General features: G+C 54.4%; 16 protein-coding genes and 1 pseudogene. 11 read left to right on the top strand and 6 right to left on the bottom strand.

Annotation, left to right across the window (positions count from 1 at the left end; genetic code table 11):
* Window positions 1-96 precede the first annotated feature (96 nt).
* The 11 genes from KGFNPO_RS05185 (at window position 97) to truA (ending at window position 13,541) form a co-directional block, all read left to right on the top strand.
* Window positions 97-1,155 carry a microcin C ABC transporter permease YejB gene (locus KGFNPO_RS05185; protein WP_472633425.1) on the top strand — a complete coding sequence of 353 codons (1,059 nt, stop codon included), beginning with the start codon at window positions 97-99 and terminating at the stop codon, window positions 1,153-1,155.
* A complete protein-coding gene (locus tag KGFNPO_RS05190) occupies window positions 1,152-2,183 on the top strand; it encodes an ABC transporter permease (RefSeq protein WP_472633426.1) in 1,032 nt (343 codons plus the stop codon). The genes KGFNPO_RS05185 and KGFNPO_RS05190 overlap by 4 nt, the downstream gene beginning before the upstream one ends.
* Complete coding sequence (locus tag KGFNPO_RS05195; protein ID WP_472633427.1) at window positions 2,180-3,805, top strand: ABC transporter ATP-binding protein; 1,626 nt, start codon at window positions 2,180-2,182, stop codon at window positions 3,803-3,805. Before KGFNPO_RS05190 ends, KGFNPO_RS05195 begins: the two co-directional genes overlap by 4 nt.
* Before the next feature lie 203 nt (window positions 3,806-4,008).
* Entirely contained in the window at window positions 4,009-4,848 is an 840-nt protein-coding gene (locus tag KGFNPO_RS05200) for a M48 family metallopeptidase (protein ID WP_472633428.1), read from the top strand.
* Window positions 4,849-5,052: 204 nt separating this feature from the next.
* The gene (leuC, locus tag KGFNPO_RS05205; protein WP_472633429.1) at window positions 5,053-6,456 is read left to right on the top strand and encodes a 3-isopropylmalate dehydratase large subunit; all 1,404 of its coding nucleotides are present in this window, start codon (window positions 5,053-5,055) and stop codon (window positions 6,454-6,456) included.
* A gap of 24 nt (window positions 6,457-6,480) precedes the next feature.
* On the top strand, window positions 6,481-6,603 hold the full coding sequence (locus tag KGFNPO_RS05210; RefSeq protein ID WP_472633430.1) for an entericidin A/B family lipoprotein: 123 nt from the start codon (window positions 6,481-6,483) through the stop codon (window positions 6,601-6,603).
* An 8-nt stretch (window positions 6,604-6,611) separates the two neighbouring features.
* A complete protein-coding gene (gene leuD, locus KGFNPO_RS05215; protein WP_472633431.1) occupies window positions 6,612-7,259 on the top strand; it encodes a 3-isopropylmalate dehydratase small subunit in 648 nt (215 codons plus the stop codon).
* 65 nt (window positions 7,260-7,324) lie between these two features.
* Window positions 7,325-8,395: a 3-isopropylmalate dehydrogenase gene (gene leuB, locus KGFNPO_RS05220; protein WP_472633432.1), complete on the top strand. Its 1,071-nt coding sequence runs from the start codon at window positions 7,325-7,327 to the stop codon at window positions 8,393-8,395.
* Window positions 8,396-8,511: 116 nt separating this feature from the next.
* Window positions 8,512-9,639 carry an aspartate-semialdehyde dehydrogenase gene (asd, locus tag KGFNPO_RS05225; RefSeq protein WP_472633433.1) on the top strand — a complete coding sequence of 376 codons (1,128 nt, stop codon included), beginning with the start codon at window positions 8,512-8,514 and terminating at the stop codon, window positions 9,637-9,639.
* Window positions 9,640-9,844: 205 nt separating this feature from the next.
* Entirely contained in the window at window positions 9,845-12,625 is a 2,781-nt protein-coding gene (locus KGFNPO_RS05230) for a motility hub landmark protein FimV (protein WP_472633434.1), read from the top strand.
* Between the two features lie 76 nt (window positions 12,626-12,701).
* Complete coding sequence (gene truA, locus KGFNPO_RS05235) at window positions 12,702-13,541, top strand: tRNA pseudouridine(38-40) synthase TruA (protein ID WP_472633435.1); 840 nt, start codon at window positions 12,702-12,704, stop codon at window positions 13,539-13,541.
* 336 nt (window positions 13,542-13,877) lie between these two features.
* Here truA and KGFNPO_RS05240 read toward each other — a convergent pair.
* The 6 genes and pseudogenes from KGFNPO_RS05240 to KGFNPO_RS05265 all read right to left on the bottom strand — a co-directional run.
* A pseudogene (locus KGFNPO_RS05240) lies at window positions 13,878-14,117 on the bottom strand (DUF2249 domain-containing protein); the annotation flags it as partial.
* A gap of 137 nt (window positions 14,118-14,254) precedes the next feature.
* Window positions 14,255-15,340 carry a hypothetical protein gene (locus KGFNPO_RS05245; protein WP_472633436.1) on the bottom strand — a complete coding sequence of 362 codons (1,086 nt, stop codon included), beginning with the start codon at window positions 15,338-15,340 and terminating at the stop codon, window positions 14,255-14,257.
* A gap of 251 nt (window positions 15,341-15,591) precedes the next feature.
* Window positions 15,592-15,771, bottom strand: coding sequence for a hypothetical protein (locus KGFNPO_RS05250; protein WP_472633437.1), 180 nt, complete (start codon window positions 15,769-15,771; stop codon window positions 15,592-15,594).
* A complete protein-coding gene (locus KGFNPO_RS05255) occupies window positions 15,747-15,998 on the bottom strand; it encodes a hypothetical protein (protein WP_472633438.1) in 252 nt (83 codons plus the stop codon). Before KGFNPO_RS05255 ends, KGFNPO_RS05250 begins: the two co-directional genes overlap by 25 nt.
* A 56-nt stretch (window positions 15,999-16,054) precedes the next feature.
* Window positions 16,055-16,321: a hypothetical protein gene (locus KGFNPO_RS05260; protein ID WP_472633439.1), complete on the bottom strand. Its 267-nt coding sequence runs from the start codon at window positions 16,319-16,321 to the stop codon at window positions 16,055-16,057.
* Between the two features lie 199 nt (window positions 16,322-16,520).
* A complete protein-coding gene (locus KGFNPO_RS05265; protein WP_472633440.1) occupies window positions 16,521-17,531 on the bottom strand; it encodes a DUF4062 domain-containing protein in 1,011 nt (336 codons plus the stop codon).
* Window positions 17,532-17,677 lie beyond the last annotated feature (146 nt).

A 17,677-nucleotide genomic window follows, 5' to 3' on the forward strand; every position in this document is an offset into this window, starting at 1 on the left:
ATATGCGGAACATAAAAATACAATTGGTAGTATAAATAATTGTCAGAAGGCGTGTAAAAGCGTCATTTTCGATCCATTCAGATAAATGAGGCGACGATGAATCTGTGGGCTTACATAGCGAAACGCCTGTTGCTGATGCTGCCGACCTTAATCGGCGTGGTCAGCATCACCTTTGCGGTGATCCAGTTCGTGCCCGGCGGTCCGGTTGAACAAGCGTTGCTGGAGCTCAAGGGGCGCGGGGCGGCGGGCGAGGCATCCGGCGGCGGCGCGGCACAATATCGTGGCCGGCAAGGGATCGATGCCGAGCGCGTGGCGGAGATCAAGGCGCTGTATGGCTTCGACAAGCCGGCCCCGGAGCGTTTCTGGAAAATGCTGAAAGGCTTTGCCACCTTCGATCTGGGGCAGAGTTTTTACCATCACAAGGATGTCTGGGAACTGGTCAAATCCAAGCTGCCGGTGTCGATCACGCTGGGATTGTGGACTTTTTTCCTGACCTATTTCGTTTCGCTGCCGCTGGGGATTGCCAAGGCGATCCGCGAAGGCAGCCGTTTCGATGTGTTGTCGAGCATGCTGGTGTTGATCGGCTATTCGATTCCGGGTTTTGTGCTGGGCGTGTTTTTGCTGGTGATGTTCGGCGGCGGCAGTTTCGTACAGTGGTTTCCTTTGCGCGGCCTGACTTCGGACAATTGGGAATCCTTATCTGTGCTGGGCAAGGTGCTCGATTATCTGTGGCACATCACGCTGCCGGTGAGCGCTTCGGTGGCCGGTTCGTTTGCGGTGATGACGATGCTGACCAAAAACACTTTTCTGGAAGAAATCCGCAAGCAATATGTGCTGACCGCGCGCGCCAAGGGTTTGAGCGAAAACACGGTGCTGTACAAACACGTGTTTCGCAATGCGCTGATCCCGCTGGTGACCGGCTTTCCGGCGGCCTTTATCGGCGCCTTCTTTGCCGGCAGCTTGCTGATCGAAACCCTGTTTTCGCTCGACGGTCTGGGTTTGCTGTCGTATGAATCCGTGGTGCGGCGCGATTATCCGGTGGTGATGGGCACGCTGTATCTGTTTACCCTGATTGGCTTGGTGGTTAAATTGTTGGGCGACCTGTGTTACGTCTGGGCCGACCCGCGGGTGCAGTTTGAAAGTCTGAACAAATGACAACTTCCTCCATCTCACCCGGACGCCGCATCTGGCTGCGTTTCAAGCAAAACCGTCGCGGTTACTGGAGCCTGATCCTGTTTTCCGTTTTGTTCGGACTCAGCCTGATGGGCGAATTGCTGTCCAACGATAAGCCGCTGGTGGCCCGTTACAACGGCGAATTAGTGTTCCCGGTGCTGATAACGTATTCGGAAAAAAGCTTCGGCGGCGATTTCGATTCGCAGGCCGATTATCTCGACCCTTTCATCCGTGAGCAATTCAGCAAAAATGGCAACTGGGCGATTTATCCACCGAACACGTACAGCTTCGACACCCTGAATTATTTTGCCAAGTCGCCCAATCCAGCGCCGCCGTCCAGCGAAAACTGGCTCGGCACCGACGACCGCGGCCGCGATGTGAGCGCCCGCTTGCTGTACGGTTTCCGGGTATCGGTGCTGTTTGCGCTGGCGCTGACTTTTACCGGCGTGCTGCTGGGCATGATCACCGGCGCGGTGCAGGGCTACTTTGCCGGCAAGACCGATTTGCTATTCCAGCGCTTCATGGAAATCTGGAGTTCGATGCCGGAACTGTACTTGCTGATTATCTTTTCTTCGATCTTCGAGCCCAGCATCGGCCTGTTGTTGATATTGCTGTCGTTGTTCGGCTGGATGGGTTTGTCGGACTATGTGCGCGCCGATTTTCTGCGCAACCGCAATCTGGAATACGTGCAGGCGGCGCGTGCGCTGGGCTTGTCGCATGGGCAAATTATCTGGCGTCATGTGTTGCCGAATAGCCTGACGCCGGTGGTTACTTTTCTGCCGTTTCGCATGAGCGGCGCAATTCTGGCGCTGACCAGCCTGGATTTCCTCGGACTGGGCGTGCCGCCATCCACGCCCAGCCTGGGCGAACTGCTTGCCCAGGGCAAAAACAATCTGGATGCCTGGTGGATCGCGCTGTCGACCTTCGCGGTGCTGACTATCACTTTGCTGCTGCTGACCAATATTGGCGACGCCTTGCGCAATGCGCTGGATGTACGGAGGAAGGCATGAGCTTGCTGGAGATACACAACCTGAGCGTGGCCTTTGGTTCATCCACCGTGGTCAATGACGTCAGCTTCACGATTGCTGCCGGCGAAAAGCTGGCGATTGTCGGCGAATCCGGTTCCGGCAAGACCGTCACCGCCTTGTCGATATTGCGGCTGAATCAGGATGCGCGTTATGACGGGCGCATCGCGTTCGAAGGCAAGGATATCCTGAGCCGCTCGGAAGCGGCGATGCGCGCTGTGCGCGGCAAGGACGTGGCGATGATCTTTCAGGAGCCGATGACGGCCTTGAATCCGCTGTTTACCATCGGCAACCAGATTGCCGAAGTCCTGATGCAGCATGAAGGCATCAGCACCAAGGCGGCGGCGTTGCGCACCGTCGAGCTGCTGGACAAAACAGGCATTCCCGAGCCGGCGCGGCGGGCCTTGTCGTATCCGCATCAACTTTCCGGCGGCCAGCGCCAGCGTGCGATGATCGCCATGGCGCTGGCTTGCAAGCCCAAACTGCTGATCGCCGACGAGCCGACGACCGCGCTGGACGTGACGATTCAGGTGCAAATTTTGGAGTTGTTGAATCAATTGCAGCGCGAAGAGAACATGGCGGTGCTGATGATCTCGCACGACCTGAATCTGGTGCGTCATTTCGCCGACCGGGTGGGCGTGATGGAGCAAGGCCGTCTGGTTGAAATCGCGCCGACTGCAGAATTGTTTGCCCATCCGCGCCAAGCCTACACGCGCAAATTGCTGGCCAGTCGTCCGCAACGGCAGGTTAATCCGGTGGCGACCGATGCGCCGCTATTGCTGGCTGCGCAAAAGTTAAGTTGCACCTTCCAGATCAAACAGGGTTGGTTCAAAAAATCGCAATTTATCGCCGTCGATGACGTCACGCTGACGCTGCAACAAGGCGAAACGCTGGGCATCGTCGGCGAATCCGGCTCCGGTAAATCGACGCTGGGGATGGCTTTGCTGCGGCTGTCGTCGGCCAGCGTCGAAGGCCGGATTCAGTTTGACGAACAACCGGTGAGCGCAATGTCGAGCGCCGCGATCCGGCCCTTGCGCGCCAAGATGCAGGTGGTGTTCCAGGACCCATTCGCCTCGCTGTCGCCGCGCCGCACCATCGAGCAAATCGTCGGCGAAGGACTGGCTTTGCACCAGCCGCAACTGAACGCCGTCGCGCTGCGCGCTGCCGTGGTCAGTGGCTTGCTCGAAGTCGGCTTGAGCGCCGATATGCTGTCGCGCTATCCGCATGAATTTTCCGGCGGCCAGCGTCAGCGCATCGCGATTGCCCGCGTGCTGGTGCTGAAGCCGGCGCTGATCCTGCTGGACGAGCCGACTTCGTCGCTGGACGTTTCGGTGCAGCAGCAGGTGTTGTTGTTGCTGGCGGAATTGCAACGTAAATACGGCATGGCGTATTTGTTCATAAGCCACGATCTGGCCGTGATCCGCGCGATGGCGCACCGGGTCATGGTGCTGAAAGATGGCAAGGTACTGGAAACCGGCCTGACCGAGGCTGTCATGTCGCAGCCGAGCCATCCGTACACGCAACGGTTGCTGGCGGCTTCGGCGTATGCGCTGGATGGGCAAAGTTCGAAGGCGGGTTTGGAGCGTGGCCCAGCGAAAGAAGAATGATTGCAGGCGTAGGATGGGTGAAACCCATCATTTGCGTTGATAGCGATTGAAAAGTGATGGGTTTCACCAATCCTACTAAAAAACAGGGAGTATAGTCAATAATATGCTTATTCCCGCTTGTATTATTGCGGATACTAAAAATACAGTATTAAGTATAATTAATAGCGCAGAAACTGATCCGCTGCCCGCCAAGGAGGCACAAGATGAAAAAATCCCATGTTCGTATAATTTCCAGGCCGCTCGGTGCGCTGGCCGCTGCGCTGATTCTGGCATCCTGCAGCACGGTCCAGACTACCCAGGGCGGCGCTGTCGGCGTTGGCCGCACCCAAAGAATGTCCGTGTCGGAGCAACAGGTGGAACAGGCGGCGCGCCAGCAATATGCGGAAGTGCTGGAGGATGCGAGGAAGAAGGGCACGCTGAACCGGGATGCCGCGCAAATAAGCCGGATTCGCAGCATTTCGAGTCGCCTGATTGCGCAGACTGGCGTATTCCGTCCTGACGCGCGCAACTGGCAATGGGAACAGAACCTGATTGCCGCGCCCGAAGTCAACGCCTGGTGCATGCCCGGGGGCAAGATTGCGGTGTACACCGGTCTGATTGAAAAATTGCGCATCAGCGACGACGAATTGGCTGCGGTGCTCGGCCATGAAATCGCCCACGCGTTGCGCGAGCATGCGCGGGAGCGGGCTTCGCAACAGGTGGGAACCGATCTGGCCTCGGCCGGCGTAGAAATACTCGGGTCCATTTACGGCATCGGAGGGCTGGGCAAGGTCGCCAGCACCGGCTTGCAACTCGGCATCGGCTTGCCGAATTCGCGCTTGCACGAGACCGAGGCCGACCGCATCGGCGTTGAATTGGCCGCCCGCGCCGGTTTCGACCCGCGCGCTGCAATCAGCCTGTGGCAAAAAATGGCGCAAGTGAGCAATGGTTCGTCGCCGGAGTTCCTGTCGACGCACCCTTCGCGCGAAAGCCGCATCAGCGATTTGACCGAATATGCGCAGCGCGTGATGCCGCAGTTCGAGCAGGCCAGGAAAAAGCGCTGATACGGCGCTGATGCCGTGCGCACTGGACATGGGGGCGTGGGAGGGGCGCGCGATCTCGCCCGGTAAATTTGCCGCGCCCGTATTCGACTTCGAACTGCGTACAAATATGCCATAATCCAACGCTAATTCACGCATTTGCACGCGTATTTACACCCGAATTTACACCGAAATTTATACCGAAATTTACACTAAGCAGCTTAAAACATGGCCAAGACGCTCTACGACAAACTTTGGGATTCGCACGTTGTACATGCGGGCGAAGACGGTACCACGATACTGTATATCGACCGGCATCTACTGCACGAAGTCACCAGCCCGCAAGCTTTCGAGGGGCTGAAACTGGCCGGGCGCAAGCCGTGGCGGGTGGCCGCCAATCTGATGGTGGCGGACCACAATGTGCCCACTACCGACCGCATCCACGGCATTGCCGATCCAACTTCACGGCTGCAAGTCGAAACGCTGGATGCGAACGCCGATGAATTCGGCCTGACCTACTTCAACATGCGCGACAAACGCCAGGGCATCGTCCATGTGATCGGGCCTGAGCAGGGTGCAACGCTACCCGGCATGACGGTGGTCTGCGGCGATTCGCACACTTCCACCCATGGCGCATTCGGCTGCCTGGCGCACGGCATCGGCACTTCCGAAGTCGAACACGTGCTGGCGACGCAGACCTTGCTGGCGAAAAAATCCAAGGCAATGTTGGTGCAAGTTGACGGTGCACTGCCGTTCGGCGTCACCGCCAAGGATATCGTGCTGGCCATCATCGGCAAGATCGGCACCGCCGGCGGCACCGGTTACGCGATTGAATTCGCCGGTTCGACCATCCGCAGTCTGTCGATGGAAGGCCGCATGACTGTCTGCAACATGGCAATCGAAGCCGGTGCCCGCGCCGGCATGATCGGCGTCGATGAAACCACGATCAATTATGTCAAGGGACGGCCGTTGTCCCCGGTCGGCCCGCATTGGGACCGCGCAGTGGATTATTGGCGCACGCTGCATACCGATGCCGGTGCTCGCTTCGACCTGGTGGTGACCCTGAATGCAACCGAAGTCAAGCCGCAAGTAACCTGGGGTACTTCGCCCGAGATGGTGGTATCGATCGAGGATCGGGTGCCGGACCCGGATCAGGAAAAAGATGCAGTCAAGCGCGATGCAATGGAAAAAGCGCTGGCTTACATGGCTTTGAAACCGAACACTGCGATCTCCGACATCCGCATCGACAAGGTTTTCATCGGTTCTTGCACCAACTCGCGCATTGAGGATTTGCGCGCCGCCGCCGCGGTTGTACGCGGCAAGTACCGCGCTTCGAATGTGCGGCTGGCGATGGTGGTGCCAGGCTCCGGCCTGGTGAAAGATCAGGCCGAGCGTGAGGGACTGGACAAGATTTTCCGGGATGCCGGTTTTGAATGGCGCGATCCGGGTTGTTCGATGTGTCTGGCAATGAATGCCGATCGACTGGAACCTGGCGAGCGTTGTGCATCGACCTCGAACCGCAATTTCGAAGGACGCCAGGGGCAGGGCGGTCGCACCCATCTGGTGTCGCCCGAAATGGCCGCTGCCGCTGGTATCGCCGGACATTTCGTCGATGTGCGGCTGTTCCGTTAAACCACTTATCACTAAAAAATAAATATGAAAAAACTATTCGCCCTGAGTTGTATCGTTTTCTTCCTGAGCGCCTGCAACACCATGGAAGGGTTTGGCAAGGATGTCCAAAAAGTAGGCACCAAGGTTGAGGGTGCGGCGAGGAAATAAAGCACATCATGGAAAAATTTACCGTACTCGATGGTTTGGTAGCACCGCTGGATCGTGCGAATGTGGATACCGACGCCATCATCCCGAAGCAGTTCCTGAAATCCATCAAGCGCTCCGGTTTTGGGCCGAACCTGTTTGACGAATGGCGTTATCTCGACCATGGCGAGTCCGGGCAGGATAATACCCGGCGTCCGCTCAATCCCGATTTCGTCTTGAATCAGCCGCGTTATCAGGGTGCTGCGATTCTTTTGACGCGCAAGAATTTCGGTTGCGGCTCATCGCGCGAGCATGCGCCCTGGGCGCTGGAGCAATACGGTTTCCGGGCCGTGATTGCACCGAGCTTCGCCGATATTTTCTTCAATAACTGCTACAAGAACGGCTTGCTGCCGATTGCCCTGACCGAGTCGCAGGTGGATCACCTGTTTGACGAGGTCAAGGCGTTTCCGGGTTTCCGGCTTGTGATCGATCTGGAGAAACAGTTGGTGACGAGCACCAATGGCAGCGTAGCGTATCCATTCGATATCGATACCTTCAGGAAGTATTGCATGCTCAACGGACTGGATGACATCGGCCTGACATTGCGTCAATCTGACCTGATTCACGCGTTCGAAGAACGGCACATTGCCTCCCAACCTTGGTTGGCCAATACTATTTGATGCTTGCATCTTTACCGACTAATTAGTCAGTCAATCATTTAGTCATTTAATTGCAAAGAACAACAATGAAAATCGCAGTCTTGCCGGGCGACGGCATCGGCCCTGAAATTATCGAACAAGCGGTGTTGATACTTAACGCGCTGGGCGAATCTTTTGAGATGGAAACTGCGCCTGTCGGCGGTGCCGGTTATGCGGCGCACGGTCATCCACTGCCGGAAGGCACGCTGAAACTGGCGAAAGAGGCCGATGCCATTTTGTTCGGCGCGGTCGGCGACTGGAAATACGATACGCTGGAACGTTCGTTGCGCCCGGAACAGGCAATTCTCGGCTTGCGCAAGAACCTGAATCTGTTCGCCAATTTTCGGCCGGCTATTTTGTATCCGGAACTGGCTGGCGCATCCACTCTGAAGCCGGAAGTAGTTTCCGGGCTGGATATTTTGATCATCCGCGAACTGACCGGCGACGTTTATTTCGGCCAGCCACGCGGTGTGCGCGAATGTCCGGACGGCCCGTTCAAGGGCCAACGCGAAGGTTTCGACACCATGCGCTATGCGGAAGGTGAAATCCGCCGGATTGCCCATGTCGCATTTCAGGCGGCGCAAAAGCGCGACAAGCGCCTGACCAGCGTCGACAAGGCCAATGTGCTGGAAACCTTCCAGTTCTGGAGAGATATCGTCACCGACGTCCACCAGGAATATCCGGACGTGGCGCTGGACCACATGTATGTTGACAACGCCGCCATGCAGCTGGTGCGGGCACCGAAGAAATTCGACGTGATAGTGACCGGCAATCTGTTCGGCGACATCTTGTCGGATGCCGCGGCGATGCTGACCGGTTCGATCGGCATGTTGCCATCGGCTTCGCTGGACGCCAACAACAAGGGTTTGTATGAGCCGTCACATGGCTCCGCACCTGATATTGCCGGCAAAGGCGTGGCCAACCCGCTGGCCACGATTCTGTCGGCAGCAATGATGCTGCGGTTCTCGCTGAACAAGGCGCAGCAGGCGGATCGGATTGAAGCCGCCGTCAAGAAAGTGCTGGCGCAGGGTTTGCGTACACCGGATATCTTTGAGGCGGGCACGCGCAAGGTCGGCACCCAGGAAATGGGCGCGGCGGTGTTGCAAGCACTGGCTTGATTTAACGTGAAAGTCGCATAGCGACTCACTTCGCTCCTCTCTCCCGCATGCGGGAGAGAGGTTGGGAGAGAGGGCTGCTTTATTGAAATATTTTTGAAATTGCACGTGAGGAAATTATGAAATTAGTCGGTTTAGTCGGTTGGCGTGGCATGGTTGGTTCGGTCCTGATGCAGCGCATGCAGGAAGAGGGCGATTTCGCCCATATCGAACCGGTATTCTTTTCGACCTCGAACGCGGGCGGCACAGCGCCCACGATGGCGAAGAATGAAACGACGTTGAAAGACGCCAATGACCTTGATGCGCTCAAGAAATGCGACATCATCGTCACGTGCCAAGGCGGCGATTACACCACCGAAGTATTCCCAAAATTGCGTGCAGCAGGCTGGAACGGCTACTGGATCGATGCGGCATCGACCTTGCGGATGCAGGACGATGCGATTATCGTGCTCGATCCGGTCAATCTGGGCGTCATCAGAACTGCGCTGGACAATGGCGTGAAAACCTATGCGGGCGGCAATTGCACCGTGTCTTGCATGCTGATGGGTTTGGGCGGCTTGTTCCAGCACGATTTGGTGGACTGGATGACTGCGATGACGTATCAGGCTGCCTCCGGCGGCGGGGCCCAGCACATGCGCGAATTGCTGACTCAGTTCGGCACCATCAATTCTTCGGTGAAAGCGTTGCTGGACGACCCGGCTTCCGCCATCCTGGAAATCGACCGTCAGGTGCTCGCCACACAACATGGCATGGGCGCTGATGAAACCCAGCAATTCGGTGCTCCTCTGGCCGGCAACCTGATTCCGTGGATAGACAAGGACCTCGGCAACGGCATGTCGCGCGAAGAATGGAAGGCCGGCGCCGAAACCAACAAGATTCTCGGCAAGGGTGAAGGATTCGGTTCCAGGGCGATTCCGGTGGACGGCCTTTGCGTACGCGTCGGCGCGATGCGCTGCCATTCCCAGGCATTGACCATCAAGCTCAAAAAAGATGTGCCGCTCGATGAAATCAACGACATCATTGCGCAGAATAATCAATGGGTGAAAGTGGTGCCGAACAACCGCGAAGCATCGATGCGGGATTTGACGCCTGCTGCAGTTACTGGCAGCCTGACCATCCCAGTGGGGCGCATGCGCAAGATGCAGATGGGCAGTGAATATCTTTCCGCATTTACGGTTGGCGACCAACTGTTGTGGGGTGCAGCAGAACCCTTGCGAAGGATGCTAAGGATATTGCTGGAAGCATAATTTTTTGTTGTAAATATACAAATCCAACCCACTGAATTTTATTCGAGAGAATGTTTGGTGGGTTTTGCATATCAAGTGTGGGCTTAGTGAATGTGGTTCGCTTGCACGGCAAAGATTGTAATGATATGTTGATCGCTCTGAGAACAATATTGCCCGGAAGCAGTAACTGTGTTTCTTGTAAGGTAAGCTAACCGTAAGCATAAATATGCCAATCAACATGCATCCAAAAAGTCCGTCCAAATTCATTTCCTTTAGCCTGAGAACACTAGTCTTTGCTGTGGCTTCGACCGTATTGTGTTCTGCAGCGCATGCTGCCGGCTTGGGTAAATTGACGGTTTTGTCCTCGCTCGGACAGCCGCTCAGGGCGGAAATTGAACTATCTTCTACCTCTCAAGACGAGGCCGGATCTTTAGTGGCGAAACTGGCCCCAACCGATGCATATCGACAAGCTAAAATTGATTTCAATCCTGTCTTGCTGTCATTGCGTTTCGCTATTCTGCAGCGTGGAGGGCGGCAAGTCATTAGCATGACTTCAACGCAGCCAATCAATGAGCCGTTCGTTGATGTGCTGCTTGAACTGGGCGGGAACAAAGGCCGCCTGATTCGCGAATACACTTTCTTGCTGGACCCGGTTGACTTGCGCCTGAGTCAGAATGCCCAGGTAGTTACACCGGTGGCGGTGCCCGTTGCGCCAGCGCCGGCAACCGCAGCGTCCGCCCCGGGATTGCCCCTGCAAGAAAGGACCGCACGGGTCAACAATCCGGTGGTAAAAGAACGTTCCAAGGCAATCGAAGACAAAAAATCCGCCAGTTATAGAGTCAAGAGCGGGGATACGCTGACTGTTGTTGCATTGAAATTCAAGCCGGAAGGTATTTCGCTGGATCAAATGCTGGTTGCATTGTACCGGGCGAATCCGAATGGATTTGTCGGCAACAACATGAACCGGATGCGTGCCGGCACTGTTTTGTCGGTTCCCGACAGTAATACTACAAGCAACGTCGCGTCACCTGCCGCTTCTGCCGTCGTGATTGCTCAGGCTGCTGATTTCAACGCTTATCGTAACCAACTTGCCGGCAAGATTACCCGAGACGCAGCAAAATCTTCTGCAGCAACGAAACAAAATGCGCAAAGTGCGGCAGGCAAGATTGAGACCAAAGTCGAAGAAACGCAGGCAACTGTTTCTGAATCAAAAGATAAATTACAGTTATCCAAAGCGGTTGCCGGGGCCGGCAGCCCAGCCGGACTAGCTAACGGAGCTGCGCTTGGTGGCGAAAACACAATTGCAGCCGATAAAGCGCTAGAAGAGGCCGGTGCGCGCATCAAGATCCTGGAGAAAAATTTAAGCGATTTGCAACAACTTCTGGAGATCAAGAATAAATCGCTGACGGAACAACAACTTAATGCACAAACTGCTCAAACTTTGAAAGTGGCGCAGCCAGCAACGCCTGCTCCGGCTGCCACGTTGCCAGCGGCACCGAAAGCGAAATCGGTTGCTGCAGAGCCGCTCGCCAAAACAAGTTTCTTTGACGAATTACTGGATAATCCTTTATTGCTGCCTGGCGCCGGTATTCTGATCGCCATTCTGGGCGCCTTTGGTATCTACAGTAATCGCCGCAGAAAGAAACCGCACAATAAATTCGACGACAGCACGTTTGCCGCATCGAGTCTGCAAACGAATTCACTTTTTGGCTCGACCGGCGGCCAAAGCGTGGATACCAACAATAGCGTCTTCAATTCCAGTTTTGCACCGTCAGCCAGCCAACTCGACGCCAATGAAGTCGATCCGGTCGCTGAAGCAGATGTGTACATTGCCTATGGGCGCGATGCTCAGGCTGAAGAAATTTTGAAAGAGGCGTTGAGGACGCAACCGGACCGCCATCCGGTACGCCTGAAGTTGCTTGAAATTTATGCGAATCGCAAGGATTTACGCTCTTTTGAGATGCTTGCCAGCGAACTGTATGGAATGACAAAGGGGGAAACCGATGAGTGGCATCAGGCTGCCCGGCTTGGTGCGGCGCTGGACCCGAATAATCCTTTATATGCGGGTGGCGCGCTTCCTGAAGAAGTCGCTGCCAAGGCCGTTGCATTGGGTGCGCCAACCTTGCCCCTGGAAGAACTTGATCCTGAAGCTCTGCTGGGCAATTCGCAATCGCATGCCAACGTTGATTCGGCGGAGTTTGCATTCGAAGCTATCGAACCGGTACCGGTAATTGGACCCAAGCTTGATTCTGCCGCATCGATTGATCCGGTTCCTGATTATATTGCCGAGGCAGAGAATTCGATTTCCAATGGACTTGATTTTGATTTGGGCGAGATTGCCGACTCTACATCGGAATTCGATGCAGCCGCGACCAAGGATAACGAACCTGACGATAGCAGCATTGATTTTGTAACTGATTCCCTGGCTGAACCCGTCATGCCGGAAAAGGAAGTGGAGGCCGCACCTAATTCCACTTTTCCCAAGTTCGATTTGGATGAAGTCGATTTTGATTTCCTGGGAAGCACAGCAACTGACAAAGCAGATGCCGGGCAGGATTCGCAGCTACCATTGGCGGATGCGGCTCATGCCGCTTTGCCTGTAATGGATGCTGAAACTGAAACTGAAACTGAAACTGAAACTGAAACTGAAACTGAAACTGAAACTGAAACTGAAACTGAAACTAACGCCGAAATTGAAACTGAACCTGAAACGGAAGCTTCTGTCGAGCCGGCAACACCAGGGCTAGAGTTCGATTTATCTGGATTTGATCTGGATTTTGATCCAGTCGAGCAGCCAAGCGCGTCTACTCCAGGTGAATTAGATCAAGGGCTGCAATCCGATGTGGTTTTTGGAGATGTTGAAATGTCGACAAAACTCGACCTGGCAGTTGCTTACCAGGAAATTGGCGACAAGGAAGGTGCTCGCGAATTGCTCGATGAGGTGTTGATGGATGGCACAGCGGCGCAAATCGAGAAAGCCAAAATCATGCTGGCCGAACTGGTCTGATTACTTATGTTGCAAAGGGCGGGCGCAGCGTTTTGCTGACGCCCGTTTTATTTTTTTGATATTGAATGGATCTGAATTGAAGCGCATTGCCCTCGGTATTGAGTACGACGGTTCGCCCTGGTCTGGCTGGCAAACCCAGCCGGATGGCAGGACAGTTCAGGATGTGCTGGAATCCGGACTCGGTAAATTCACCCGGCGCGAGATGGCAACCGTGTGCGCCGGCCGCACCGATGCAGGTGTCCACGCAATAGAACAAGTAGTGCATTTTGATACCGATATAAGCCGGGAAACAGCTTCCTGGGTGCGCGGCGTAAATGCATTTTTACCGCCATCGATTGCAGTGCGCTGGGCCTGCGAAGTCAAGCACGATGACGATGCGGTTGATCATGCGGCTGACCACGCATCCGGCCACGTAGCTGATAAATTCCATGCGCGCTTTAGCGCGAGCGCGCGCACTTATCATTACGTCATCTATAACCATCCGGTCAGGTCGCCACTGCTGACCGGAAAAGTCGGCTGGGTATTTCGTGCGCTGGATGAAAACAACATGCGTATTGCAGCCCAAGCGCTGATTGGCGTACATGATTTCTCCGCGTTCCGGGCCTCGCAGTGCCAGGCAAAATCTCCGGTGCGGACGATGCATGCGATCGATATTGTGCGCAACGGCAATCTGATCGTAATTACCTTGCGTGCCAATGCCTTTTTACATCACATGGTTAGAAATATCGTCGGGTCGCTGATATTCATTGGTATCGGTAAAAAGCCATCCGACTGGCTAAAAGAAGTGCTGGAAGGGCGCGATCGGAAGTATGCAGCGCCAACCTTCATGCCCGATGGGCTGTATCTGGCGAAAATTGAATACGATCAAAAATGGCGATTGCCGCAGGCGGAACTGGATCTTTTGCCTTGGAGGTAAGTGGCTGGACCCGGAGGTTGGCGCTGCGCTTGCGAAGCCCAACACGCAGTCTGAAGGATTGCCAAGTTATTTAAATATTCTGGAGTATATGCAATATTGCATCAATATCCGCTTTATTTAATTGGCTCTTAAAAAATACAATAACCAGTATGTTTTCAACAGAAAATTACTGGATTGGGAATGGCGCCATCGTTGCTGCCATGGCAGCAACGATGGCATTGCAGATCAGGAACCCTTGCAGCCACAACCGCCGCCACCACCGCCGCATCCGCCCGCTTGCGGCGCATCATCGGCATTATGCGTATCAGACGCGGCTGCTGCCGGCTGTTTTGGGTGGATAGTGAAATCAATCACCACGGCATCCGGGCCATTTTGCACATATTCATGGCGAACCTGGCCATCGTAGCGCTGCTGAATCTGGCTCAACAATGGCAGCGGATCATGATCGTTGACAAAGCGCATCACATCGCCTTGCTCCAACGATTCCAGTGCACCAAAAATGGCCGCATGGCGCAAGCGTTTGGAAACGCCGCGTACATCGAATTGATAAACTTCAGGGCTTGCTTGGATTGACATAATAAATTCCGGAAAAGTAATACGTCATCCTATTTATTGCGCCGAGCGATTGCCTTAAGACCGATCAAGTTTTTGCAAAAGTGTTCAGCGTCGGCTCCGCCGTGTGCACCATACAACGGCTGGCGGCCTCCAGGCTCCTAGAATGCAAACCCGACACCGATCAGCAGCACGTCGGTGTCGCGGTGGTAGTCGGTAAGGACGCGGTTCCATGAAAATCGCAGCAGGAAGTCCTGACTCAAGCGGTAACGCGCGCCTATCGAGAGCAAGCCTGTCAATCGCTTGCGCTCGTCTTCGACGTTGCGCTGGTCCTGCCCCCGGTCGAAGGCGAGGTAAGGCCCGGCACCAACTCCCAGCGCAAGCCGTTCGTTCAGCGGGCGTACCAGCCAAAGTTGCGTGGCTACGCCTTGGCGGCGCAGCAGGTGAGCATCGTTTTCGTTCAGCCAGGTGAACGTCCAGTCCAGATTGCGGCCAAGTCCGCGCCGGTATTCCAGACTGGTGGCCGTCGCATCTTCAGAGTGGAAGCTGTTGACTATGGTTTGCCCCGCCGACAGCGTCAGTTCGTGGCCGATGGCCGACCGGTTTGACGACGACATGGCGCTCTGCGCATCCGGCACCGGCGAGTCATAGTCATCAAGACGGTAGCCGACACCGAGTAGCACGGAAGAAGTGTCGATGCCGGCGGGCACAATAACCCGGTTGGCGCGCAACTGCACGAACCAGCGCTGTTGCGTCTGCCAGGTCGCTGCCAGGCTGGCCAGCATGCCCCAGCCGTGCTCGTTGAGGTGATCGGCGCTGTTGATGGAAGTGGTGTCGAAGTAAAAATAAGGACCGATCCCGGCGGCAACCGAGAGCCCCGGCTGCAGCGCGTTGGTGCGCGCCCAAATCTGGGCGCCGAAACCGTCGCGGTGATGGTTGGCCGGGTGGCCCTCGTTCAGATAGGTCAGGCCCAGCGCCGCATGATTGCCGAGCCGGTGTTGGTAGTCCAGCGACCAGGCATAGGTATGTTCATCCGTATGCTGCTGTTTCAATCCCCCAGCCAGTACGGAAAGCTCCTGCGCATGCACAGAGTGCGCGGCCAGACTCAACAGCAGGCAAATGGCAAAAAGCGCATCACGCATCTTGATTGACTCCGTCAACTCGGATACCGGGGGCAGAACACGATTTATCCAGATAAAACCGATGCCGACAGCGGGCACCGAATCACGCGCCTTCGAAGCGGACACGCTTGATTATAAGATTATCGTATTTGCAATGTTGATGGCTAATGCAAGGTTTCTTGCTTGATGTCGAGTCAGCTGCAGTTATTCGCCTGCACTTGCTGTGAAACAACGCTAGCTACGCTTGTAGGATTTAAGAAATACATGGGGTATGCGATAAAAACATCGACTTGCCGCATGAATTCAATATGAGTTGAAAAATACCGTATTAAGTATATTGCAGGCGCAGAATGCGAAAGAAATGCAGATTATGCATGCTAGGGACGCTGTTTTTCTGTCCCGGATTGTGCCGGCGTGGGTAAAAATCCCAAGCGTTGGGCCTTGTCTACCGCCTCAAACACCGCTTGTTTGACGAATTTTTCCAGTGTGGCGGTGTCACGCAATTTCTCAGCAATAGGGTCGGGCTGCTGATTTAAATCGATTGAATCTTGTTCCATGATGCCTCCTCGTAAATTGTATCCGGCACGCCAATCGCACCTGCCGCAATTAACTGCGGGTTAGCAGGTTCAGAATTGTCGAATACGCTCCATTCGTCCGCAATCGGCAAATACAGCGAGCGAAAATTTTGCACGCTACGCGCATAGCGTCGTTCGATCACATCGGGCGGAATATCATGCCCGCCCATCCGCACGCGCAGCGCAACCCGTTCTTGCGCCAGCCTCACAGTATTGAGCCAGACATAGCAAAGATCAACCCGATAGCCTTGCGCTTTCAGTTTAGTCAGAAAGCCGAAAAGGTACGACTGGACAAGGTAGATTCAAACGCAAAACTCTTGCCCGAGCCAGCCAATTCATGCAAGCGACGCAACATGATGCGTCCCGCTTCAAACGCAGCGGCTTCCGGATTAAAAGCGGAAAGCCCGGCAGCGATTTGATCCGCATTCACAAAATCCGGAATCGCCAGATAGTCACGCAGGACCAGCGGTGCAATGGTGGATTTACCTGCACCGTTGGGACCGCCTATGACGATTACGTGAGGTTGGGACATCTTGATTTATTCAGTTATTGAAGTGGAGTTGATCTTGAGTGTTGGGCTGGTAACGATTTAATTTAGTAAGGTGCAATTGTAGGGCGTCAATAGCGAAGCGTATTGCGCCGTATGGCACGAATCATATGCGGCGCAATACGCTTCGCTATTGACGCCCTACGTGACGGTGTGCAACTTACGGCCTTTATGGCCTTACGTTTTATGCAGGCCTTCGTTCAGCTTTGATTCCCAGAAGGTATTTTTCGCCATAGGGCGTTAGCCTCCAGTATCTCGCGTTATCTGCAATCGCGCGTTTCTTCATCCCCGGCACGATAAGACCAAGCGCTTGTAGTTGCACTCTGATACGGTCTTCGAATACGTATGGCATAACCATACTTCTTAGCGAATTAAAGGGTTGAATCGCGGGAGGATTTATTTGGTGATTAAAGCACAGGCGAACACGGTTCATCAATTCTTCGTCAGTACATTCACTCATCATCGATGGGCCGCAGTACGAGAACAGAGTGTCCCAGGTAGACACTAGAGTCATTCGCTTCTTGGTACCTTTGTCGTCAGTACTCAGGTTCATCTGGACTTGCAGAGTATCGTTACCCTGCGCGAGTTGTTCTGATCCTTGCGGAGCAGTGCTTGTTCCAAGGAGTGCGTCGATTTGATTCTGTGCGAACTTTGCTCGTAGGTCTTGAAGTTCTTGAAGCATTGCGTCCGTTGCAGCGTATTTTCCTGGAATCCATCCAGATGACGGATGTCGCTTTCTAAGTTGGACAAGACTCCGAGAGACTTTTCCTCCAAGATCCTCCGGCGTGAGCCAGAACTTGCAGTGCTTTTCCTTCGCTTTCTCGCGAAAAGCATTTAACTTAACCTGCAGTGCTTCAGTTTTTTCAAAATTGGCTGCAGTAAGATTCTCTGGATTCTGATGAAGGAATGCGATTATAGGTTTGCTGATACTGACTGCATAATTGAACTCCATTTCAGTGTAGCCAACACCGTCCACGTTGGTAGATCCATACTTGCCAGCGAGGATCAAAACATAGTAATCGCAGCCGTCGATAACGTCTTTTATCAAAGTCCATGCATCTTCGTCTGTGGCGGGAAATAACTCCATGCCAGCTGGGATGCAATCAAGTTCCAATAACGCATGAATTACGGATTTTCGTTCCTCAACGAGATCTCGATATGTCGAAGATACGAAGACCTGATGCTTAACTTCCATTAAAATTTCCTTTGCAAAAAGTGGCGGGTCAGGTTTGATATTGCAATAAATCGGTAGGTTGGGCTACAAAGCCCAGCATTCAGAATCGATAGTAATCGTTAAAAAAGCTGGGCTTTGCAGCCCAAGCTTCTATGGGTTATATAAGT

Source organism: Gelidimonas diazotrophica (assembly GCF_055694025.1).